General features: G+C 32.8%; 18 protein-coding genes. 6 read left to right on the top strand and 12 right to left on the bottom strand.

The annotated features are described in order from the left end of the window. Nucleotides 1-27: 27 nt before the first annotated feature. Together AC061E_RS01870 and AC061E_RS01875 are read right to left on the bottom strand one after the other, a co-directional pair. Entirely contained in the window at nucleotides 28-777 is a 750-nt protein-coding gene (locus AC061E_RS01870; RefSeq protein ID WP_086453847.1) for a uroporphyrinogen-III synthase, read from the bottom strand. Nucleotides 778-789: 12 nt separating this feature from the next. Further along, the gene (locus tag AC061E_RS01875; protein ID WP_478284745.1) at nucleotides 790-1461 is read right to left on the bottom strand and encodes a DUF4271 domain-containing protein; all 672 of its coding nucleotides are present in this window, start codon (nucleotides 1459-1461) and stop codon (nucleotides 790-792) included. 105 nt (nucleotides 1462-1566) lie between these two features. Here AC061E_RS01875 and AC061E_RS01880 point away from each other — a divergent pair, with 105 nt between their 5' ends. Genes AC061E_RS01880 through AC061E_RS01890 form a run of 3 tightly spaced genes read left to right on the top strand, consistent with a single transcriptional unit; the run spans nucleotide 1567 to nucleotide 4070 of the window. Next, nucleotides 1567-2292, top strand: coding sequence for a polyprenol monophosphomannose synthase (locus AC061E_RS01880; protein WP_478284746.1), 726 nt, complete (start codon nucleotides 1567-1569; stop codon nucleotides 2290-2292). Between the two features lie 9 nt (nucleotides 2293-2301). Further along, on the top strand, nucleotides 2302-3642 hold the full coding sequence (locus AC061E_RS01885; protein ID WP_478284747.1) for a dihydroorotase: 1341 nt from the start codon (nucleotides 2302-2304) through the stop codon (nucleotides 3640-3642). Between the two features lie 5 nt (nucleotides 3643-3647). Next, entirely contained in the window at nucleotides 3648-4070 is a 423-nt protein-coding gene (locus AC061E_RS01890) for a DUF4296 domain-containing protein (RefSeq protein WP_478284748.1), read from the top strand. Here the strand turns inward: AC061E_RS01890 and AC061E_RS01895 are convergent. Next, nucleotides 4067-5092: an NAD-dependent epimerase/dehydratase family protein gene (locus tag AC061E_RS01895; RefSeq protein WP_478284749.1), complete on the bottom strand. Its 1026-nt coding sequence runs from the start codon at nucleotides 5090-5092 to the stop codon at nucleotides 4067-4069. The genes AC061E_RS01890 and AC061E_RS01895 overlap by 4 nt on opposite strands. 198 nt (nucleotides 5093-5290) lie before the next feature. Between AC061E_RS01895 and tyrS the strand changes: the two genes are divergently transcribed. Continuing rightward, complete coding sequence (tyrS, locus tag AC061E_RS01900) at nucleotides 5291-6583, top strand: tyrosine--tRNA ligase (protein ID WP_478284750.1); 1293 nt, start codon at nucleotides 5291-5293, stop codon at nucleotides 6581-6583. Between the two features lie 77 nt (nucleotides 6584-6660). Here the strand turns inward: tyrS and AC061E_RS01905 are convergent, their stop codons facing one another. From AC061E_RS01905 to AC061E_RS01925, 5 genes are all read right to left on the bottom strand, one after another. Beyond that, nucleotides 6661-7323 carry a hypothetical protein gene (locus tag AC061E_RS01905; RefSeq protein ID WP_478284751.1) on the bottom strand — a complete coding sequence of 221 codons (663 nt, stop codon included), beginning with the start codon at nucleotides 7321-7323 and terminating at the stop codon, nucleotides 6661-6663. Between the two features lie 36 nt (nucleotides 7324-7359). Further along, nucleotides 7360-8340: a LuxE/PaaK family acyltransferase gene (locus tag AC061E_RS01910; RefSeq protein WP_478284752.1), complete on the bottom strand. Its 981-nt coding sequence runs from the start codon at nucleotides 8338-8340 to the stop codon at nucleotides 7360-7362. A 130-nt stretch (nucleotides 8341-8470) separates the two neighbouring features. Then, nucleotides 8471-8812, bottom strand: coding sequence for a T9SS type A sorting domain-containing protein (locus tag AC061E_RS01915; RefSeq protein WP_478284753.1), 342 nt, complete (start codon nucleotides 8810-8812; stop codon nucleotides 8471-8473). A gap of 102 nt (nucleotides 8813-8914) precedes the next feature. Then, on the bottom strand, nucleotides 8915-10120 hold the full coding sequence (locus tag AC061E_RS01920) for a beta-helix domain-containing protein (RefSeq protein ID WP_478284754.1): 1206 nt from the start codon (nucleotides 10118-10120) through the stop codon (nucleotides 8915-8917). Between the two features lie 139 nt (nucleotides 10121-10259). Beyond that, nucleotides 10260-13037, bottom strand: coding sequence for a TonB-dependent receptor (locus AC061E_RS01925; protein ID WP_478284755.1), 2778 nt, complete (start codon nucleotides 13035-13037; stop codon nucleotides 10260-10262). Between the two features lie 175 nt (nucleotides 13038-13212). On the opposite strand from AC061E_RS01925, the gene AC061E_RS01930 reads away from it, so the two are divergent. Together AC061E_RS01930 and AC061E_RS01935 are read left to right on the top strand one after the other, a co-directional pair. Beyond that, on the top strand, nucleotides 13213-13896 hold the full coding sequence (locus AC061E_RS01930) for a response regulator transcription factor (RefSeq protein ID WP_478284756.1): 684 nt from the start codon (nucleotides 13213-13215) through the stop codon (nucleotides 13894-13896). After that, entirely contained in the window at nucleotides 13897-14955 is a 1059-nt protein-coding gene (locus AC061E_RS01935) for a sensor histidine kinase (RefSeq protein WP_478284757.1), read from the top strand. 62 nt (nucleotides 14956-15017) lie between these two features. Here the strand turns inward: AC061E_RS01935 and AC061E_RS01940 are convergent, their stop codons facing one another. The 4 genes from AC061E_RS01940 to AC061E_RS01955 all read right to left on the bottom strand — a co-directional run bounded on the left by AC061E_RS01940 (nucleotide 15018) and on the right by AC061E_RS01955 (nucleotide 21910). Continuing rightward, entirely contained in the window at nucleotides 15018-16085 is a 1068-nt protein-coding gene (locus AC061E_RS01940) for a glycosyltransferase (RefSeq protein WP_478284758.1), read from the bottom strand. 223 nt (nucleotides 16086-16308) lie between these two features. Next, complete coding sequence (locus AC061E_RS01945) at nucleotides 16309-16992, bottom strand: hypothetical protein (protein ID WP_478284759.1); 684 nt, start codon at nucleotides 16990-16992, stop codon at nucleotides 16309-16311. Nucleotides 16993-17077: 85 nt separating this feature from the next. After that, nucleotides 17078-20509, bottom strand: a complete 3432-nt coding sequence (locus tag AC061E_RS01950; RefSeq protein ID WP_478284760.1) for a DUF8818 domain-containing protein — start codon at nucleotides 20507-20509, stop codon at nucleotides 17078-17080. Nucleotides 20510-20653: 144 nt separating this feature from the next. Further along, on the bottom strand, nucleotides 20654-21910 hold the full coding sequence (locus AC061E_RS01955; RefSeq protein WP_478284761.1) for an aspartate kinase: 1257 nt from the start codon (nucleotides 21908-21910) through the stop codon (nucleotides 20654-20656). Nucleotides 21911-21990 lie beyond the last annotated feature (80 nt).

The following is a 21990-nucleotide window of genomic DNA, read 5'->3' on the forward strand; positions in this document are numbered from 1 at the left end:
GGCTTTAATATGTATGTCATAAAAAAATTATTTTCCTTTATTAGCCTCTGTGATGTATTTTTCCAAAGCCATAGTCATAGAAGGTGTTGCTGGAGTAGGTGCAAGAATGTCTACTCTTAAACCATGATCTAGTGCTTCTTTTTGTGTTGTACTTCCAAAAACAGCTATGCGTGTATTGTTTTGCTCAAAATCAGGGAAATTCATAAACAATGATTTTATCCCGGTAGGACTAAAGAAAGCCAATACATCATAATACACATCAGCAAGATCAGATAAGTCGCTCATTACAGTTTTGTAAAAAACGGCAGGAGTCCAATCTACCTTTAGTGCGTTTAGTGTTATTGGTGCATCAGCATTTAATTGATCTGAGGCTGGTAATAAGAATTTTTCGTCTTTGTATTTTTTTATCAGCGGGGATAAATCGGCAAAGTCTTTTGGTCCTACGTAAATTTTACGTTTACGGTACACTACGTATTTTTGAAGGTAAAAAGCAATAGCTTCAGATTGACAAAAGTACTTTAACCCTTCGGGAACTTTGTAACGCATTTCGTCAGCAACTCTAAAAAAATGATCTACCGCATTTTTACTTGTTAAAATAATTGCGGTGTAGTGATTAAGATCGATTTTTTGTAATCTAATCTCTTTAGCATTTACTCCTTCTACGTGAATAAAAGGTCTGAAATCAATTTTTACTTTGTGCTTTTGTTGAAGTTCAAAGTAAGGGGAATTTTCCACTTTAGGCTCGGGTTGTGACACCAAAATTGTTTTCACTTTCATATTTAACGTTTTCTAAGCAACCCCTTTTGTAAACCAATAATACATAAAATAATAGGGTGCTATTTCAAAGGCGCAAAGATATAAAATAAAATAAAACAACTTACCGAATATTATATTTTGATAATTTTTTATTGAAATCAAATAAGTTAGTATATTGGCTATCAATATTGTAGCAATTACAGCTAGGGGAAAATTTCTTGAAATTGTATCGTAATAGAATAAAATAATGTTAATAGGTAGTATTAGGAGTCCTATATACGTTCTATAGGTAACTTTTTGAAGGTTAAATTGCTCCATGAATTCCTCTATATTGAAAGATGTAGCAATGATTTTTTCAATAAGATATTTTGATAGTATAAAAAATATCAAAAAAGTCACAATTTGGATGTACAAGATCCAATCTGTTTTTGTAGCATAACCAAATTGGCTCAGTGCGATTTGAATAAAAAAAGCAAACGAAATGATTTGTACAAAAAATAGTGCAACAGTAAAACTACTCATTAAATGACTGCTGTCTCTATAAACTTTAATGTATTTGTTAGAAAAAATAAGATTGGCAAATTCACTAAATCGGTTTTCAAATACAGATTTAGTGATTGCTATTATAGCAAATGAAAGAACAAATAGTGCTGTAGCCCAATCTTTGTTCTCAATGATTCTTGGATGAAGTACGGTTTCAATCATAGCCTTGCAAAATTACTAATTTTTATATCATTCTTTTTATTATAATTTTATTAAGGTTGAAATGGCATAAAATGGTTACTTTTGCACTGAATTTAGTTGAAAAAAATGAACGATTGTATAGTTATAATCCCTACCTATAACGAAATTGAAAACATTGAAAGCATCATAAGAGTTGTGCTATCACAACACAAGCTTTTTCATGTTTTAATAATTGATGACAACTCTCCAGATCATACTGCGGACAAAGTAGTGCTTCTCCAAAAAGAATTTGAAGGTCGTTTATTTCTTGAAAAAAGAGAAAAAAAGTCAGGCCTAGGTACTGCGTATGTACACGGTTTTAAATGGGCATTGCGTCATCAATACGAATTTATTTTTGAAATGGATGCTGATTTCTCTCATGACCCAAAAGACTTAGAAAAACTCTATAACGCTTGTCATTTTGGCGATGCCGATTTAGCAATTGGATCTCGCTATGTAACGGGTGTAAATGTGGTAAACTGGCCATTGAGTAGGGTATTATTGTCTTATTTTGCATCAGTTTATGTGCGATGGATTACTGGAATGAAAATTCACGATGCAACAGCTGGTTTTGTTTGCTATAAACGAAAAGTACTTGAGGAAATCAATTTAGATAAAATTCGATTCGTGGGCTACGCTTTTCAAATTGAAATGAAATACCGCACTTATTGCAAAAAATTTGAGATTGTTGAGGTTCCTATTATCTTTACAGATAGAACCAAAGGGCAATCTAAGATGAGTAATTCTATCATTGTTGAAGCCGTATTTGGTGTAATTGCTTTGCGATTAAAAAAAATGATAAACACACTATAAAAACAGAATATGAATAAGATTTTAATTAAGAACGCCAAAATTGTAAATGAAGGAGTAGTTTTTGAAGGAGATGTGTTAATTGAAAATGAAATCATTGTTGAAATAGCCGAAAGTATTAGCGCTAAATCTTCTGATTGTAAAATTATTGATGCCGAAGGAAATTTTTTAATTCCTGGGGCAATAGATGATCAAGTACATTTTAGAGAACCAGGACTTACGCATAAAGGCGATATAGAATCAGAGTCTAGAGCTGCCGTTGCAGGCGGAATCACCACTTATATAGAGCAGCCTAATACAGTACCTAATGCGGTAACGCAAGAAATATTAGAACAAAAATACGTTTTGGCTTCCCAAAAATCATTTGCCAATTATTCTTTTATGATGGGAGCTACAAATGATAATTTAGAAGAAGTTTTAAAAACTAATCCTAAAAATGTTGCTGGAATCAAAATCTTTTTAGGGTCTTCAACTGGAAACATGTTAGTAGATAATGAAGCTACACTCGAAAAAATATTTTCAAGTACTTCCATGTTAATTGCCGTACACTGCGAAGACGAGACTACAATACGCAATAATTTAGCTCAGTATAAAGAATTGTATGGAGAGGACATACCAGTATCAGCCCATCACTTAATCCGAAGTGAAGAAGCGTGTTACATTTCCTCTTCAAAAGCAGTGGCTCTTGCCAAAAAAACAGGTGCGAGATTGCATATTTTTCATCTTTCTACGGCAAAAGAAATGGAATTGTTTACCAATAAAATTCCGCTCGAAGAAAAGAAAATTACTGCCGAAGTTTGTATTCATCATTTATGGTTTACTAATGATGATTATGCTACAAAAGGAAACTTGATTAAATGGAACCCAGCTGTAAAAACAGCTCAAGACCGTAAAGTGTTGTGGGAAGCTTTGCTTGACGATAGAATTGATGTTATTGCAACAGATCATGCACCACATACACTAGAGGAAAAACAAAAATCATATCTGGATGCACCATCAGGAGGTCCATTAGTGCAACACGCAGTAGTAGCAATGTTTGAAGCACATCATCAAGGTAAAATTAGCGTGGAGAAAATTGTTGAAAAAATGTGTCACAATCCAGCTAAGATTTTCAAAATTCACAAAAGAGGTTTTATCAAAGTAGGTTATTTTGCTGATTTAGTTATTGTAAATGCGGGTTTGCCATGGAGCGTAAAAAAAGAAAATATTTTGGCTAAATGTGGTTGGTCTCCTTTTGAAGGATTTACATTTAAATCCAGAATTACACATACTTTTGTCAATGGGCAATTAGTTTACAATGCATTCAAGGTAAAGGACATTCGTGCTGGAAAACGTTTAGAATTTGAAAGATAAATATCATGATTAAACACTGTATCTCCGTAATATTTTTTCTTCTTTTATTGAGTTGTAAAGACCATAATGGCATTCCTGAACCTGAAAAACTTATAGAGAAAGATGTTATGGTAGATATTATGTATGATTTATCGGTTTTAGAAGCCATAAAATATCAAAACCCGGCATCAATAGATTCTTTTAAAATTAATGCAAGTGCTTTCATTTTTAAAAAGTATAAGGTAGATAGTGTACAGTATATGAAAAATACAAAGTATTACGCTGATGATGATGAGCTGTACAAATCCATGTTTGAGAAAGTTGTAAAACGTCTTGAAGCCGATGTTAAAAAAGCAGAGACTCAAGCTAAAATTGATGATAAGAAAGCTAAGTCCAAAAAAAATAAAATTAAAACTGCTACGACCACAGAGACGGCAACAGTAAATTAAATCTTCTTTATTGGTTTAATAGTTGATTGTAAATAGGGTTTTATAGTAGTAAAATTGAAATCTAAAGTTTGTTTGATTTTATGATTTGAATAGGTGTTTTGGGTGTAGGTTGCCTTTGCAGTGATTTTAGATAACTTTCTTTTAGTTCTAAAAACAACAGATGATAACCAGTCTAAACGCCATAAAATTTCCATCAAAAATGGACTTGCATGCGTGTTGGGTCCCTTTACTTGTAGCGCATCGGCCATAGTATTAAGGACATCTTGAAAAGTAATATTTTCAGCAATAACAATAAAACGTTCGTTTTTTATAGTGCTTTGCATCAATGCTACAACTATTTTTACAACATCTGTAACGGCAACAAATCCAGAGGTGCCTTTTGTATAATATTTTAGTCCTTTTTTTACTTGAGTTAATAATTGGCCACTTCCTTGTTCCCAATCTTTGTGATCTAGTACAGGTCCTAGAATCACTCCCGGATTAATAATTATAACATCTAAGCCTTCTTGGTGTCCGCGCCACACTTCCATTTCGGCACCATATTTAGAAATGGCATAATCGCTATGGTTTTGTTCTGGGTTCCACTCTGTTTCTTCTGAAATGTATTTTTCGTGGGGTAGTAAATCCCCAAGTGTTGCTATTGAACTTATGAAACACAATTTTTCTATACCATAAGCAATGCAAAAGTTCACCACGTTTGCGGTTCCTTCAATGTTTATTTTTCTAATTTTATTTTCATCTTTTGGATCAAATGATATTAAAGCAGCACAATGATAAACGGTTTTAATATTTTGAAAGGCAATTTCTAAAGAGGGTACATCGGTTATATCTGCAGGAACCCATTCAATTTGCTGCAAGAGGAACTCTTTTTTATAAAAAGCAAATAAGGATTTTGTTTTCTCTATCGATGCTATATTTCGGTAAATTGCACGTATAGTATTGCTTTCACTATTTTGATTTTCAATTAAATGAATCAATAAATGTGCGCCTACTAAACCGGTTGCTCCTGTGACTAAAATCATATTGTAAAAGTAATAAAATCAACGCCATGGACAATACCATTTTTCAGCCAAATTAGAAATCTGAATGTGATTTTTGAAACTATTTTTTGTGTTTAAATTAGAAATTAGTGTTGAAATTGCCATTGCCATTGAAATTCTTATCTTTGTAATCACCAAGCCATGTTGGCTGAACCGAAGAAAGTAAATTGATTAAAAAAGATGAAGAATTTTATTGAAGAAGTAACTTGGAGAGGAATGCTCCACGATGTTATGCCGGGCACAGAAGAACATTTGATGGAACAAATGCGCGTGGCATATGTGGGAATTGACCCAACTGCCGATTCATTGCATATAGGTCACCTAGTAGGAGTGATGTTGTTAAAACATTTTCAATTAGCGGGTCACAAGCCATTAGCGTTAGTAGGTGGTGCAACAGGAATGATTGGTGATCCATCCGGAAAATCGAATGAAAGAAATTTATTGGACGAACCAACATTACGTCACAATCAAGCGGCGATAAAAGGACAATTGGCTCGTTTTCTAGATTTTACTTCGGCTGCGCCAAATGCGGCTGAATTAGTAAATAATTACGACTGGATGAAGAATTTCTCTTTTTTGGATTTCATTCGTGATGTGGGTAAGCATATTACTGTCAATTATATGATGGCAAAGGATTCAGTTAAAAAACGTTTGTCATCAGAAGCTGCCGAAGGAATGTCGTTTACTGAGTTCACGTACCAATTGGTTCAGGGATATGACTTTTTGCATTTGTACAGAGAAAAGAGCTGTACGTTGCAAATGGGAGGAAGTGACCAGTGGGGAAATATCACTACGGGAACCGAATTAGTGCGTAGAATTGCTAGCGGAAAAGCCTATGCTTTAACGTGTCCGTTGATTACTAAAGCGGATGGAACCAAGTTTGGAAAATCCGAAGGCGGAAATATTTGGCTAGATGCTGCTAGAACTTCTCCATATAAATTTTACCAATATTGGTTGAATACATCTGATGTGGATGCGGAGAAATACATTAAGATTTTTACTTTTTTATCGAAAGGAGATATCGAAGTTTTAACTGAAAAACATAAAGAAGCGCCACACATGCGTTTGTTACAAAAACGTTTGGCCGAAGAAATTACCGTGATGGTGCATTCAGCTGATGATTTAGAAAATGCGATTAAAGCATCTAATATTTTGTTCGGAAATTCTACTTCTGATGATCTAAAGCAATTGGATCAAGCAACATTCTTAGATGTTTTTGACGGAGTTCCTCAGGCAGAAATCAGCAGAAACGAAATCGAAGGGGGAATCAATATTGTTGACGTTTTAAACGAAAAAACAGGATTTCTAAAATCGAATGGTGAAGCAAGACGCGCTCTAACAGCGAATTCTATTTCTGTGAACCGTGAAAAAATTACCGAAGAATTTGTGCTTTCAAGCAAAGACTTAATCAACAATCAATTTGTATTGTTGCAAAGCGGAAAGAAAAATTATTTTGTAGTGAGAGTTGTTTAAGGATATAAACAAATTATTCTCTTTTCTAATTATAAAAAATTCCCAATAACTAAATGAGTTGTTGGGAATTTTTATTTTTAATCTTTAAAATTGATTTCTACTTTGTTAGTGTATATCCATCCTGTAATGATTGTGGGGTCATTAAGTATGATTTTTAAATCCTCTGGGAGCAGAGTAGAGGTTAATTCTTCTTTATTGAGATACAAAAACAAATCAAGATAATGAATTGTTTTTTGGTCTAAAAAATATTCATTGTCTTCAAATTTGTGATACCGGTTTTTATCCCAAGACAATGTTGCAGAAAAGTTTTTTGTTTCATTAGGTTGGAACTTAACAATACTTTCTATGATTTTTTTACTGGTTTTAATCTTTGATTCTTTTTGCTGTTTCAGTAAATAATCAGCTAAACCTTTGCGATTATTTTCTAGGTCTTGCATTATTTTTTTAAGTACTTCATCACTTTTTTTAGAATCGAATACAGTATTCGTTTCTATCATATTTTTTTCTTGAAACAGCCTGTACGAGGGAATCCAAGACGAACCGTTGTACATGTTAGATCGTAACTCTTTAGTATTTAAAACTAATGAAATAAGACTTTTTGTTTTGTTTTTGATGTGGTAATGTATCGTAAAGATTCGTTCGCTAGTAGAAGGATCTTGGTGTGTTATGGAGTCTATTTGAACTTCGATATCTGTGTTTTGTGCATTGCTACATAAACTAATGAATAAAAAAAGTATCATAAATAAAGTACGCATGCTCACAATAAGTAATAAAGATTAAAGAACCATCAAGTTACACCCACGAATATCCGAATTGTCAAAACGTCCCAATACCTCAAAAGAGTTGTTGGGATTTTTTTTGCCCAAATCCTGAGTAGCTATAAAGGAACAAGAATTGATGTTGGCCAAATCAATCACGTTGATTCCACCTGTTTTTCCGTCTGGAATATAAGTCAAAGCATCTTCGGTATCGCGAACCAGTATTTGCATCCAAGCAGGGCACTCAAATACGCCATTTCCTAAGGAGTAGGCCTGCGAAAGTAATTCGGTCATGCCGTATTCAGAATGTATGGCTGCTACGCCAAAACCCTCACATAATTGATCGTGTAGCTCTTCCCGAATCATTTCCTTTCTTCGTCCTTTCATACCACCGGTTTCCATGATGATGGTGTGTTGTAATTTAAATTGTTGTTTCTCAATTAAGTCTAGTAAAGCAAAGGTGACGCCGATTAAAATTATATTTTGACCCGCCTCTTCAAGGTCGTTAAGTTTAGCAATCAATTCGTCGTGATTGTTGAGGTAAAAACCGCTTTCAGGATGATTGGAAAGTTCTATTAGATCCTTGACCATGTAAATTAAGGATGAGCCTTCTCTTTCTAGATAGGAGGGAAGCAAAGCTAAAACTACATAATCTTCAATGTTACCATAAAATTCTGAAAACCCTCTCTGGTAGCTTTCTTCATATAACGTAACATCAGTAACGAGGTGTTTGCTGGTAATCATTCCGGTTGTTCCGCTGCTGGTAAAGGTTTCTTGAATTTCATCGGTATTAGAAATTACTTCATGACTCTTAAAAAACTGTATGGGCAAAAACGGAATTTGTTGTATTGATTTTACTTTATGAGGATCTGTTTTTAGGAAATTACAAAACTCCTGATATACTTTGTTGTTTTCGTATTGGTAACGAAAAACTTTTAAAGCAATTTTTTCAAATTGTTTTTGACTAGAAATAGTGAATATATCAGTGGTTGTGATCAAGAATTTTTTTTGCAAAAGTATGAAAAATTTAAAAAGGTCGTTTGTTTATCTGTCTTTAGAAAACGGATGCTATTTGGTATTAAAAAAAAAGCTCCAAAAAATGGAGCTGTAATTTTATATTTCGAATGAATTACCGAATTATTAATTTTCGAGTAGCAGAACTTTCTTTTTCATTAATTTTTATAATGTATACTCCAGAAGATAAATTAGATACATTCAGTTCTTTAGAGCTGAGCATGGTTTGCAAAACTTTTTTACCGAGTACATCAAAAATTATGATTTCTTTATCAAGGTCATTCTTAGTGGTAATGTAAACTTTACCATTACTCACAGGATTTGGGTACAAGCTCAATCCCTCAATACTAGAGGAATTTTCTTGAAGTTTTGGTTGCGGTTTATTGTCTTGCGCATAAGTGCTGGCAGAGAATAAAAAGACCAATAAAATAACTGTATAAAAGTAGTTTTTTGCCATCAGATTTATTTGAATAGTAAATATACAAAAAATAATTCAAATAGTGTACCAAAAAAAATGCCTTTCATAGTGAAAGGCATTTTGAATTAGTTTAACAGGAGGCTATTTGATTAATGTTGCTCCATTAACAGATGACCAATTTCCAGCAGTTAAGCTTGCTCCAGTAGCAGTAGTTGTTACACCCCAGTTTGTTGCAGGATTAAAGCTAGCTGCATTAACTGTAAATGTTGCAGCTCCAGAGATAAATGTATTTTCAGAGTTATTGATAGTTACGTTTGTCAATTTTATTTTGCCACCTACTACTTGATTGTTGTATGTAGTTATATCTCTAATTTGTAAAACTCCACCATTTTTAACTGTAGGTGTTGTTTGGTTTTTGTAACCGTCAATAAGTATGTTACTGTAATCACCGTTTCCTTCTGCTTTGAACTGAATAGCATCTAATTGAATTTCTGTTTGTGCTTCTGTAACAGTACCTGTCGCTCTTTTAAGAGTGATGTTCGTTACTTTAGGAAAAAATGCATTGTTTACACCTTTAGCTTCAATTTCCATTCCGTAATTAGCTGCACCTTCTTGGTATGCGTACCAGTTAGTACTTTCTTGACCTCTCCATCCATCTTGCCAGTCAAAAGCATCATCAGAGTTTCCATAAGATATTGCGTTTTTCAAACTTACAGTTCCACCGTAAAATTCAAATCCATCGTCATTACCTTTGTAAGAAACTAGGTTTTCTAAAATTGTTCCTGATCCTACAGAGTAGAAAGAGAATCCGTTTTGTTCTTTGTTATTTTGAGTAATAACTTGACCAGCGTATTCAACTCTAACAAATTTTAAGGTTCCACCATTATGGGTAGCATTAGATCCACCATAAGGCAATACTAAACCATCTTCTGAAGTAGCAGTTTGAGGCGCAGCAGCAGTAGCAGAGTTTACAATAGGAGCATCACCATACATTATTATACCTCCCCAAGATCCTGGAGTTTTAGTTGTTGCAGTAAATACAATTGGTTCTGCAGCAGTACCAATTGCAATTAATTTTCCACCATTCAATATCACGAAAGCATCTTCTCCATTACTTGGATCTGCTGTTATAGTTGAACCAGCTTCAAATGTAATAGTTACTCCCGAAGCAACTTTTGCGAAACCTTTAAGTGTATAATTACCAAATGCATACGTTTTAGAAACTGTTAAATCACCAGTTATTTCACCTGTTACTGGAGTCTTTACAGGATTTTCTGTAGTATCATCACTTGAACAAGAAGTAAAGATTGCAGCAATAAAAGCTAAGCTTAATGCGAACTTTTTCATAATAATTTTTTTTTAATTTTCTAATGTTAATTTCTTGGTGTAAAAGTACTTTGTATGTTTGTGTATTGCCTATGCAAATTGTTATCAAATCATAATCAAAATGCTACTTAAACATTACTCTAATGTTAAGAATGTTATTTTAAAATGTATATGATACATTCATAGAGAAACCAGTTCCTCTTTTAAAATCTTTAACGGTTAAGTCTTTTTCAATAATTGTGATTTTATTTTCTTCTCCTAATTTGATTCTATATAAAGGATTCAGAATGTTATCAATTGAAAATTTAGCATCCCATTTTTTACCTATTTTGTTACTCCATACTAAATCAAGTTTACTAAATGGTTGTTCGTAATAATGGTCTAATCCATTTGTACCTACTGCAAATATTCTTTTTCCATAAACATTATACACAAGAGATGCAGTGTTTGTCCAATTTTTTGAAAACTCAAAATCGTATTTTAAGTCTGCATTAATTAACCATGGTGATGCACCTTGAAGTTGTCTGTCAGGATTAGTTTCAGCAGCATTTTTTTTACTAATTGTTACTTTTGAATACATTAAAGAAGTGTTAAAACCTAAAGATAGATTTTTGAATTTATCAGAAAAACGATCAAGTTGAACTAAAAATTCTACTTCAGCTCCCAATAGAACTGCTTTATCTGAGTTGTCATAAGTAATTATCTGACCTCCACTACCTGCAGATTGTGTAAACAATCTTTCAATTGGATTTTGAATTAATTTTGAGAATGCAGTTACCGCCATTAATTCTTTTGCTGTTGGGAAAATTTCGTATTTCAAATCGAAATTATAATTATCGCTGTTGATGATGTTTGTGTTACCGTTTTCAATTGTACCATCTAAGTTTACAAATTCTAATGGATATGCCTCCATTATTACTGGTCTAGTGATCGTTTTTGAAGCTGCAAATCTTAAATTAGAAGTGTCGTTAAATTTGTATTTCATATTTAACGATGGCAAAATGTCAAGACCTGTTACTGTTTTTGTCTGAAATGCATCATCGAAAGATCCTGGATTTCTAAATTTTGTTTCTCTACTGCTTTGTTCAACTCTTACACCAACATTAAGCTCCGAAGCGTCGCTCAATTTTAAAGCTAAATCGGAGTAACCTGCATTCACAAATTCAAATAACTTCGCTTTGTATGTTGAGTTAGTGCCTTCTCTGTAAGTAAAATCACCATTTGATATAGCCGTAGCTAGAGTGCCATCAGGAGAATTTGTGCTGAAAGTGGTTGCATTTGATCTTAGTCTTTCGGAAACCAAAAATCTGAAACTAGATTCCATACTGTTTACATATGAATTATATCCTACAGTTAATTTATGATTGTCTTTTGTATCAGATTGACCAAATTTCCAACTGTATTCAAGTAAACCAGAAACATGAAATTTTCCGTCAACATCAAAAGTTTGTCTGTATAAACTATTTCCAGTATAACTTATAGCTGTTGTATTATCATCTAGTAAAACTCCTTTGTATGATTTTCTGTCAGGAAGTTGGAAACTTGTTTTTGTAAATGAAATTCCCGCTTTAATATTTTTTCTGTCGTCTTTAGATAGTTTGTAATTTCCTAAAAGTTGTGAATTCAAGAAATCAGTTTGTGTAAGTTGATTCAAACGGATAAAAGCATTGTTGTTAACTGGAGCTGCATTGGTGTACCCCAATTGATCTTGAATCATATTTTCTGTAGATTTCAAATAAAAAGTATTTGAAGTTAAGTCTAATCTTTCTGTTTTATAGTTTACTCCAACTAAAGCAGATGAATTGGTGATGTATTTATATTGTTTGTTATATAAATTGTTGTCATATATTCCTTGTCCAATGTTAAAAAAACGATCAACGCCTTCTCTATATTGAAATTTATTGTCAAAATTAAATGACATTAAGTATTGCAAAGAGTTATTGTTTTTACCTACAGTGAACTTTGCTGAATTTAAAATACCAATACTGGTGTTCAATGGAGATTTACTTTGTTCTACATCGTATCCTGAGCCAAACTGTTTTAGTGATTCATCAGCTGTTAAAACACGGTTGCTAGGTACGCTTCCTAAAACGCTAGGAAAATCTCTTTCATTACCTGAAAATCCAAAAAAGTCTCCAGTTGAAGTTGCGTCTTTAGATGTTAAAAATTTGCGTAAATTATTATTTGTTGTGTATCCTGCTCCAAAATTAATTTTTGTTACGTTTTTTGATCCTCTTGAAGTAACTATATTGAAAGTTCCTCCTGCAAAATCTCCGTATAAATTAGTGTTAAATGTTTTGTAAGTTTCTATAACCCCAACTATATCGGTTGGAAACAAGTCTAAAGGTATAATTTTTTTGAATGGATTGTTTGATGGAACTGCTAAGTCATTAATTAATAAATTGTTATACCTGTCCTCTAGTCCTCTTACAAATAAACCTCTGCCGTCTACTTTGGTAATTCCAGTTACTTTAGTAAGTCCTTCTTCTACGTCGCTTACTCCTTTTGCCGAAAGTTCTTGTGCACCTATAGATTGCTTAATTACAACTGCATTTTTTTGTTCTAGTAAAAGAACAGTAGCCTTTTCTCTACTTCCTTTACTTTTTACAATAACATCTTCAAGCTTGTAACTTCCAGAACCTAGCGCTTTGTTGATTGTTACTGTTTGATCTGCAACTACTGTTACAGGAATTTCTACCGTTTCATACCCTACAAAACTTAATTGTAATGTATAACTTCCGGGTTGAATTTTTATGGTATATTTACCTTCAATGTCCGTATTGGTTGCTATTGCTGTACCTTTGATAAATACGTTAGCAAATGGTAACGATTGATTATTAGCATCTTTGTCTGTTAACGTTCCAGTAATGGTACCTTTACTTTGTGAGTAAGAGATTGCTGTAAGCAATAACGTGAAAAATAATAACTTGAATTTCATTTTATATAATTTTTTGCAAATTAACGGTCATAATATAGAACAGGAGTTACTCACTTGTTATCCTTATGTTGTGTTTATGTTTACAAAAAGGATTCAATATTAAATTATAGTTAACAGCTTTCGTAAGCTGGTTTTATGATTACATTTACATCTCAAAAATAATTTTTGAACCTATATGAAGAAAAAACACACCAAGATTCTGCTGGTTGATGATGAACCAGATATAATCGAAATTGTAGGATACAACCTCTCTCAAGAGGGGTATCAAATTGTTACAGCTACAAATGGTAAAGAAGCAATCGCTGTGGCAAAAAAAGAAATCCCGGATTTAATTATCATGGATGTGATGATGCCAGAAATGGATGGTATGGAAGCTTGTGAAAACATTCGAAAAATACCAGAATTAAATAATGTTTTAATAACTTTTTTGACTGCACGTAGCGAAGACTATTCACAAGTTGCTGGCTTTGATGCTGGTGCTGATGACTATATTAACAAACCTATAAAGCCAAAGTTGCTAGTAAGTAAGGTAAAGGCATTGTTAAGAAGGTTAAAAGAAAAAGAAGTAAATAGCGAAACTCTCAACGTGGGTGGTATTGAAATCAATAGAGAAGAGTATAAAATCGTAAAAGACAATATTGAAATTGCTCTGCCAAGAAAGGAATTTGAATTATTCTATTTATTGGCATCAAAGCCTGGCAAAGTTTTTAAAAGAGATGAAATTCTTGATAAAGTTTGGGGTAACGAAGTAGTTGTAGGGGGAAGAACTATAGACGTTCACATTAGAAAACTACGCGAAAAAATAGGCGAGGATTTGTTTAAAACAATTAAAGGAGTAGGATATAAGTTTGAAGTGTAAATGACAATAAATTTTAAAAAAACATACCGTTTTGCTGTAAAATCAGCGCTATACATTACTTTGTTTTCTACCTTGTTAGTTAGTTTTTTGACCTATCTTTTTTTTAGTTTTTCCCTACAATTCACACTTCTTTTTGCATTTTCAATTGCAACTTTTTCTTTTTTAGTGATACAATACAGAGTAGAAAGGTTTATTTACAAAAAAGTAAAAAAAATATATGATGATGTATCTTTACTAGAGTCTAGCACTTTTAGAAACCAGCCTATTACAACAGATATGGCTACACTTACCCGTGAAGTAAAAAAGTTTGCAACAGATAAGAAACTAGAAATTGAAACTTTGAAAGTTCGAGAAGAATACAGAAGAGAATTTTTAGGGAACGTTTCTCATGAGTTAAAAACTCCTTTATTTACTGTACAAGGGTACTTATCTACCTTGTTAGATGGTGCCATGAACGATAAAACTATTAGAAAGAAATATCTAGAAAGAGCTGAGAAAGGGGTAGAAAGATTAATTTATATTGTTCAGGATCTTGATATGATTTCAAAACTAGAAATAGGAGATTTGAATCTTGAAATGGGAGAATTTGACATTGTAAAACTGGTTCAAAATGTTTTTGATTTGCTTGAAATGAAAGCATCCAAGAAAGATATTTTACTTATGTTTGATATGCGATACAATAAACCCATAATGGTTTATGGAGATCAAGATAAAATACAACAAGTTGTAATGAATCTCGTGGTAAACTCTATTAAATACGGAAAACTTAAGGGTTCGACAGAGGTAAGCATTGAAGATTTGACTGATGATAAAGTAATTGTAAGAGTTACAGATAACGGAGAAGGAATTGAGAAAAAAAATATCCCGAGACTTTTTGAACGTTTTTACAGAGTTGATAAAAGTGGTGCAAGAACCGAGGGTGGATCTGGCCTAGGTTTGTCTATAGTAAAACACATTATAGAGGCACATGAAGAGAGAATCTATGTTGATAGTACCTATGGAGTAGGATCTGAATTTTCATTTACAATTGAAAAGGCTAAAACTAAAATAGATAAATAAATGCTATTCAAAGATAAAAAAAACCGACTTGCAAAGTCGGTTTTTTTTATCTTGTTGTAATCTTATGAATTAAATACCTCAAATAAAGTTGCCCATTCTATTCGGGAATCAGACCTTGGTAATCCTTTGTAATTATGGACGATTTCTAAATCACTAATTTTAAAATTATCCTGAGTTGCATAAGGGACAAGTCCTTCTTTCATTAATTTTTTGGCTAAATATTCTTGCTCATATTGGCCTGGAGTAGGGATAAAAAAAGCTTTTTTGCGAAGTATGACTAAGTCCATAATTGTGGTATAACCAGATCTGCAAAGTACTATTTCACTTTCGTTAAAAACATTTTCAAGTTCTTCAGAATTCATGAAATTAAAGTAGGTAACATTATCTTTTATAACTTTAGTTTGTTGTGGGGCAATATTCCCTTCAATGAAAATAACTTTACCTTGATAGTTTAAAATTTCTTTTTTTAAATGGTCTTCTAATAATCCTCGTTGTGGTTCTGGACCTGAGAGAATGATCAATAAATCATATTTTTTGGGGACAAGTTTTTTTTGTAAACGGCTTATAGGGCCTATGTATTTTATTTTTGAGTTTAGCACTTCTAGATGACCTAAATTACCGGTAAGGTTTATGGTTCCTGGATAATCAGGTACCCAGCATTGCTTATATTTATTAAAGATGTATTGGTGAATTTTACTGGTTATCCAAGTCGTATTTCCGGTTAAAACATTTAATTGATGTGTGATATAAACAGATGGTACTTTTTTATCAAAAACTCCCAGACGATTATCGGATAGTATACCATCAATTTGATATTGTTCAATCCAGCCCCGAACAATTTTTCTTTCGGTACGGATTGCTTTTAATGTTTTGAAACTATTTTGAATTAATTTCCACTTGAAATTTTTTCCTTTTTTTGCATATTCAATTTCGTACGAAGGCAGCTCTAACGTTTTCAAATCCGGAAATTCTTTTCTAAGTAATGCTAGAGCAACTCCATCGGATGCTATTATGGGAGTAAAATTGTTTTCCAGTAATGCCTTTATGATCGGAATACATCTAGTGGCGTGTCCTAAACCCCAATTAAGCGGTGCAATTAAGATAGTTTTAGTGCTGTTATTGTTATTCATTTCAAAATTGTATCAAATGTTTTGTAAGTGTAAGATACATTGAAACACTTCTTTTTTGTATTTGTAAAACATTACCAAACTATTAAATTAAGGTAATACGCTATATTTAGCTTTAAAACGCATCATCAAAATCATTTTAAAAATGGAGATTAGCAAATTTTAAAAAGGGTATAAAAAGGAAAAGCTATCCCAAGAGATAGCTTTTTTATGTAATTACAATTGTTTATTCTTGAATATAGGTTTTATTTCCGTTAGAATTAATGTAGTATTTACCACCTCTAGGACCAGTATATACTTTTTTACCATTGTATTCGCCAGTTACTTTGTCAGCTACTTTTGGTGCTTTTTCAGTGGTTTCTTTTACTTTTTTAGCAGTAGCAACTTTTTCTTTAGTAGCATCAGCTTTGGCTTTAGTCTTTGTAACTTTCTCTTTTACCGCTTCTGTTTTTTCTTTAGTGGCATCAGCTTTGGTTTTGGTCTTTGTTGCTTTTTCTTTTACTGCTTCTGTTTTTTCTTTAGAAGCATCAGCTTTGGCTTTAGCCTTTGTTGCTTTCTCTTTTACTACTTCTGTTTTTTCTTTGGTTGCAGCAGTTTTGGCTTTAGCCTTTGTAGCTTTCTCTTTTACCGCTTCTGTTTTTTCTTTAGCAGCATCCGCTTTGGCTTTAGCCTTTGCAGTTTTCTCTTTTACTGCTTCTGTCTTTTCTTTGCTTGCAGCGGCTTTTTCTTTCGCTTTAGTTGCTTTTTCCTTAGCAGCTTCCTTTTTTTCTTTGGCCGCTTCTGCTTTAGCTTTCGCTTTACTTGCTTTTTCTGTAGCTGCTTTTGTTGCTTTTTTCTCAGTTGCTGTTTCTTGTGCGTAAGTACTTAAAGAGAAAATAAAAGCCATACACAACATTAATAACTTTTTCATAGGGGTTTTGTTTTTTGTTTAATAATATAAAAATAGCGAAAAAAATGTTTTAAAATCAATTCGTAATTCAATATCGTAAAATTGCTTAAAAATAGGCTCTTAGTTGAACGTTTCCAGTGTGAATGGCGTTGTTTTTTTCACTTTTTCGGCCTTGATAATTGATGTTTATATCTAAAAACTGAGTGATGTTTTTTTGCAAAAGCAATCTCCATGTTAAGTTTTGTCCCGTTTGTAGTCCCTCAAGCATTTGAAATCCTACTGCAGAAAGTTCGTTTCCTATAAATTTATTTTGATACAAGGATAATTCGCCATTCATTGTTATTTTTTTTGTACCAGCAAATGAAAATGATGTCCCAAAACGACTTTGATTGAGCGTTTCCTGCTCACCGATAGTATTTTCTTTTTTTTGCAATTCATAAAATAAGTCCCAACTGGTATTTTTTGAAAATAGATAACTAATTTTTGGTGTCCATTGGTAACCCGAAAGATTGAAGTTTTTTTCTGGGAAATTCTCAGATTTTAAAGCAGATTGTATTGTTTTTGTAAAAACACCAAAAAGCCAATTTTTTTGGTACAAATGATTGTATTGCAACTGATGTGAATAATTTGAAACTTCTTGGGAGCCAATGGATGATAGGTTTGTAGTTTTACTTTCTAGATAGGAATAGGTAACGGAATGTTTTTGTTTCCCTCTGTTGTAAAATAAACTATTTCTAAAATTATAGTTTAAACCCAAAACATTCTTAGTAGCATTATAAAACGGATTTAACTCAAAATTTGCACCATCGTTTTTCACTTTTCGATCTAATAAAAAGGTAGTTTGGTTGTGAAAATTAGAGAGGAATTTTCTAAATCCTTTATTGTTTTGCCAAATCGTAGGGTTCCACGTAAGGGATTGAGAAAATTTATTTTGATGGGTTTTTATAAAAATGCGGTTAGGTAAAAACACTCTTATAAACTGTGCTTGATCAACAAAAGGCGCCACTTCAAATTCCTGTAGCTCTTGAATACCATTATTATTGTAATCGTTCCAGGTATAAACTCCTTGTCCTGCCGCAACCTCTAAGTACGTGAATTCTTGTTGCGGAATCGTACCAGAGTTGGTCTCAAATACAGTGTTGCTCACCAATAATTGTTTCAAAAACCGATCGGTGTAAATAATCCTTGAGTTGAGGGTAGATTCTTTTTTTTGTGTGTTTGCTTCAAAGTCTAACGCTCTATATTGAGATACAATTGACAAGTCACTTTTTGCAGTTTGAATCAGTTTTGTTTTAAGCGCAAAGGTTTGAGAGGTATTTACTTTTTGAATCAAGTTGTTTTGTAAACTGTCATTGCTACGCTTGAAATAGCCTAGCTCTACAAATACCTTGGTAGTGTCTCCACGACCGGCAAAAAATCCGTATTCTTTAAATTTTTGGCTCAAGGCCGAAAACTGAAGCGTATTAGTGTCTTTTTCTTTATTGTCTTCTGTACGAAGGGTTGTGCCTATCCAGTTTTTTTTGTGATCATAACGCATTTGGAATTGATTTCTAAAAAATTCAGATTGCGATTTGTTTGACTGACTGCTTAAATAGCTTCCTTGATTTTTAAAACTCCATTTTTTTAGTTTGAACGCACTATTTACAACATGTTTTCCTCCAGAAAAAGTATCCGAAAAATCTAATTTCTCGTATTGGTACACAAATAAACCTTTTTTTAAAGTCTCTTTTTTAGGATTTAAATTTAGTTTCACACCGCTAACTAGTAAACTTTGATTTCCAGTTCCATTAGTACCAATGTTCCAATCACGATCAAATTCAATGTTGTAAATACGTTCCACAGATTTAAAATTGCGCTGTATAAATTGATAGTTTGCAAAAACATCCATTTGCCATTTTTTTGAAAAAAGACGTTGCTGTCCATTTATTTTTCCGGCAACTCCTTTATTATCATTGTCTTGTAACGTTGAAAATAAATTTTTATCGGTATTACTTACTCCCATTTCTACTGCTATCATTGTTTTATCACTAGGGTTGTATTCACTTATAAATGTGGCTACTTGCGTTTTTGTTGGAGCAATAAGTTGAATGGTAGCTTCGTAATTGCCTTGTGGGATTCCGTTTATTGGGGCTACATATTCAAACACACGGGTGATGGTGGCGGTATTTGCAACTATATAATTTCCGTTGTTTGGGCCAACTTGTGTAAAACGGACATTAAATAATTCTTGCTGATCCTCATTTGAATATTCAAAGAAAGTTACTCCATTTGCAATTACTTTTTTATAGAGCACTTTATTTTCATCAAAGGTATCAGCATACTCAGATGGTGCTATCATCAATTGAGGATTGTCACCCGCCTGAGTCAAAATTTGTGCTTGTTCTCGGGTAAGGTTTTGCTGTAAGGGTTGGTTTTTTAAATCATTCTCAGAGTACAAATAGCCTTTTAAACGCCATTTTTTATTCTCGTGTGTTGCCCCTGCATAGGTTACAAATCGGGTGTAGTTTTGATCAGAGTATTGGTATTCAACAGCAATTCGCATTTCAGAGGTTATGGTGAATAGGGGTGTAAATACAATCTCTCCCGCATTGTAATCAATGGTGTAGTCATTATTCTCACCTCGTTTTAATAAAGTTCCATTTACATATACGCGCTCCGATCCAGAAACCACTAGTACATATAACTCTCCGTTTTGTCCTTTTAATTTATAAGGACCTTGGTTGCCTTCTTGTCCTACGATATCACTTTTTGCATATTGTCCTCGCACTAATGCTGCTGATGCAAAGAGATCGGTTTTGTAATTTTTATTTCCAAACTGGATTTTTGTAGAAAGACCTTGCACTTTTTTATTAAAGTTTAGGAATTGGGTGTTTTTGTTTTCCAAGAAAATATCACCCGCTCTTATGTTCCAATCTTTGCTATACAGTTCCATGAAAACATTGTCAAACTGATCTAATTTTTGAGAATACCCGCCGTCTTGAAGCGGAATATTACTATCTTGAATGGAGGCTCTCAAGCTTACTTTGTCGGATATTTTGCCTGTTATTTGTAAGTCAAGGTTTGATCCAAAAACGGCATTTTGATTGTTTCCGATGGTAATTCCTCGGGTAATACTCCCAGAAGTATTTAGTCCATCAAAAGGAACTGTCTTGTTATTGTTTTTTTTATCTATGGTGTATAAGGTTCCCTGTAACGCCGTATTGCTCACAATTTTATTCGAATCAAATACTTGGTATACCTTAGTGAGTATCTCGGGAAATTTTAAATACTGCACGGTCAAGGAATCCCGCTCTATTAGCAAAGGGGATTTTAATAGTAAAATTCCTTTTGTGAAATTAATTTCAAAAAAAGTGCTGTCTATTTTTTTACCATTGGCGTCAAGCAGTTTAAAAAAGTGCGGATTAAGACTTTCTTTTTCAATATAAAGAGTATCCTGAGTTCTAGCTATTTTTTTTGTTTTGTACAAGTAGTTGATTTCCTGCGCCTGTAGACCAGAAAAGAAAATCAAAAGAAAAAAAAACAAGATTTTTTTTAGCATAAATACTATAACTCACAGGAATCAAAAGTAGTATTTATAATTTGATAATAAGTATTCAAAAAACGGGTAGTATGCAGTGGTATTATCTTGCTACTCCTAAATAAAAAGGGAAGTAATAGCATGTTATTTCCCTTTTTTCTATTCTTAAACTTCTTTTGTAACCACTTGCATGGTCTCGCGGCTTACTTGTTTGAGTAAAACAATTTTGTTTTCTTCAACTGTTTTTGCAGCAGTATCATTAAAATGTCTGATGGTGTACAAGGTTACATTTTGCTCGTAATCTACTTTGAATTTTTTTGATAAAATGGCATTGAGCGCATTAAAATTATCAAATTTATCTTCAACACATACAGAGAAACTGATGGCCGAGTTTTGGATTAAATTTACTTTTATTTTGAATTGATGAAACAACGCAAAAATCTCACTGATGTTTTCTTCCATAATAAAAGAGAAATCTATAGAGGAGAGCGAAATTAATAATTGGTTTCTTTTTACAATAAAACAAGGTAAATAGGGCTCCAGATCCACTCCTTTTGAAACACTAGTCCCTTTTAGTAATGGGTTTATAAATGATTTTACAAATAACGGAATTTCTTTTTTTTGTAAAGGTTGTAACGTTTTTGGGTGAATCACGGTAGCGCCATAAAACGCAAGTTCAATAGCTTCTCGATATGAAATTTGGTTTAATAAACTAGCATTCTCGAAATATCTTGGGTCAGCATTCATAACTCCAGGTACGTCTTTCCAGATGGTAACACTTTCGGCATTTAGGCAATAGGCAAAAATGGCAGCAGTATAATCAGATCCTTCACGACCCAGTGTAGTTGTAAAATTATTTGGGTCAGACCCCAAAAAACCTTGTGTAATATTTAGGATTTGTCGTTTTACATTTTTGGCAATATTAGCTTGTGTCAAGTCCCAGTCTACCTCGGCATCTCGATACGTAGCATCAGTTTTTACAAAATTACGAACATCGAGCCATTGTGTTTGAATGCCCCTAAAATTCATGAAATGACTCAGGATGGTTGTTGATATCAATTCGCCAAAGCTTACAATCTGGTCGTAAACAAAATTGTAATTAGGAGATTTATTATGTGCCAAAAAATATTCTAAATCACTAAATTGTGCATTTACGGCAGCAAATACTTCGTTTTTTTCATCTTCAAACAAATCGATCAAGATTTGATTGTGGTATTTTTTTACTTCTTGAACGGATGAATTTAATTCAGTTGATTTATCAAAATAATTTTTTATGACAAGTTCTAATGCATTAGTAGTTTTGCCCATTGCAGACACGACTAATAATACATCTTCATAACCCACTGTTTGTAAAACGCTGTATACGTTTTTGATTCCTGCTGCATCTTTTACTGATGCACCTCCAAATTTGAATACTCTCATATTTTCTTAAATCACAATTTTTAAATTCTAAATTGAAATCAGAATTCTATTTATTTTTAATTTTTTAATTTCCTATTTAT

Source organism: Flavobacterium sp. GNP011, assembly GCF_056428925.1.

Excerpts from the sequence above, each read along its gene's own strand:
- AC061E_RS01870 (WP_086453847.1), bottom strand. The coding sequence starts at position 777 with ATGAAAGTGAAAACAATTTTGGTGTCACAACCCGAGCCTAAAGTGGAA.
- AC061E_RS01875 (WP_478284745.1), bottom strand. The coding sequence starts at position 1,461 with ATGATTGAAACCGTACTTCATCCAAGAATCATTGAGAACAAAGATTGG.
- AC061E_RS01880 (WP_478284746.1), top strand. The coding sequence starts at position 1,567 with ATGAACGATTGTATAGTTATAATCCCTACCTATAACGAAATTGAAAAC.
- AC061E_RS01885 (WP_478284747.1), top strand. The coding sequence starts at position 2,302 with ATGAATAAGATTTTAATTAAGAACGCCAAAATTGTAAATGAAGGAGTA.
- AC061E_RS01890 (WP_478284748.1), top strand. The coding sequence starts at position 3,648 with ATGATTAAACACTGTATCTCCGTAATATTTTTTCTTCTTTTATTGAGT.
- AC061E_RS01895 (WP_478284749.1), bottom strand. The coding sequence starts at position 5,092 with ATGATTTTAGTCACAGGAGCAACCGGTTTAGTAGGCGCACATTTATTG.
- tyrS (WP_478284750.1), top strand. The coding sequence starts at position 5,291 with ATGAAGAATTTTATTGAAGAAGTAACTTGGAGAGGAATGCTCCACGAT.
- AC061E_RS01905 (WP_478284751.1), bottom strand. The coding sequence starts at position 7,323 with ATGATACTTTTTTTATTCATTAGTTTATGTAGCAATGCACAAAACACA.
- AC061E_RS01915 (WP_478284753.1), bottom strand. The coding sequence starts at position 8,812 with ATGGCAAAAAACTACTTTTATACAGTTATTTTATTGGTCTTTTTATTC.
- AC061E_RS01920 (WP_478284754.1), bottom strand. The coding sequence starts at position 10,120 with ATGAAAAAGTTCGCATTAAGCTTAGCTTTTATTGCTGCAATCTTTACT.
- AC061E_RS01925 (WP_478284755.1), bottom strand. The coding sequence starts at position 13,037 with ATGAAATTCAAGTTATTATTTTTCACGTTATTGCTTACAGCAATCTCT.
- AC061E_RS01930 (WP_478284756.1), top strand. The coding sequence starts at position 13,213 with ATGAAGAAAAAACACACCAAGATTCTGCTGGTTGATGATGAACCAGAT.
- AC061E_RS01935 (WP_478284757.1), top strand. The coding sequence starts at position 13,897 with ATGACAATAAATTTTAAAAAAACATACCGTTTTGCTGTAAAATCAGCG.
- AC061E_RS01940 (WP_478284758.1), bottom strand. The coding sequence starts at position 16,085 with ATGAATAACAATAACAGCACTAAAACTATCTTAATTGCACCGCTTAAT.
- AC061E_RS01945 (WP_478284759.1), bottom strand. The coding sequence starts at position 16,992 with ATGAAAAAGTTATTAATGTTGTGTATGGCTTTTATTTTCTCTTTAAGT.
- AC061E_RS01950 (WP_478284760.1), bottom strand. The coding sequence starts at position 20,509 with ATGCTAAAAAAAATCTTGTTTTTTTTTCTTTTGATTTTCTTTTCTGGT.
- AC061E_RS01955 (WP_478284761.1), bottom strand. The coding sequence starts at position 21,910 with ATGAGAGTATTCAAATTTGGAGGTGCATCAGTAAAAGATGCAGCAGGA.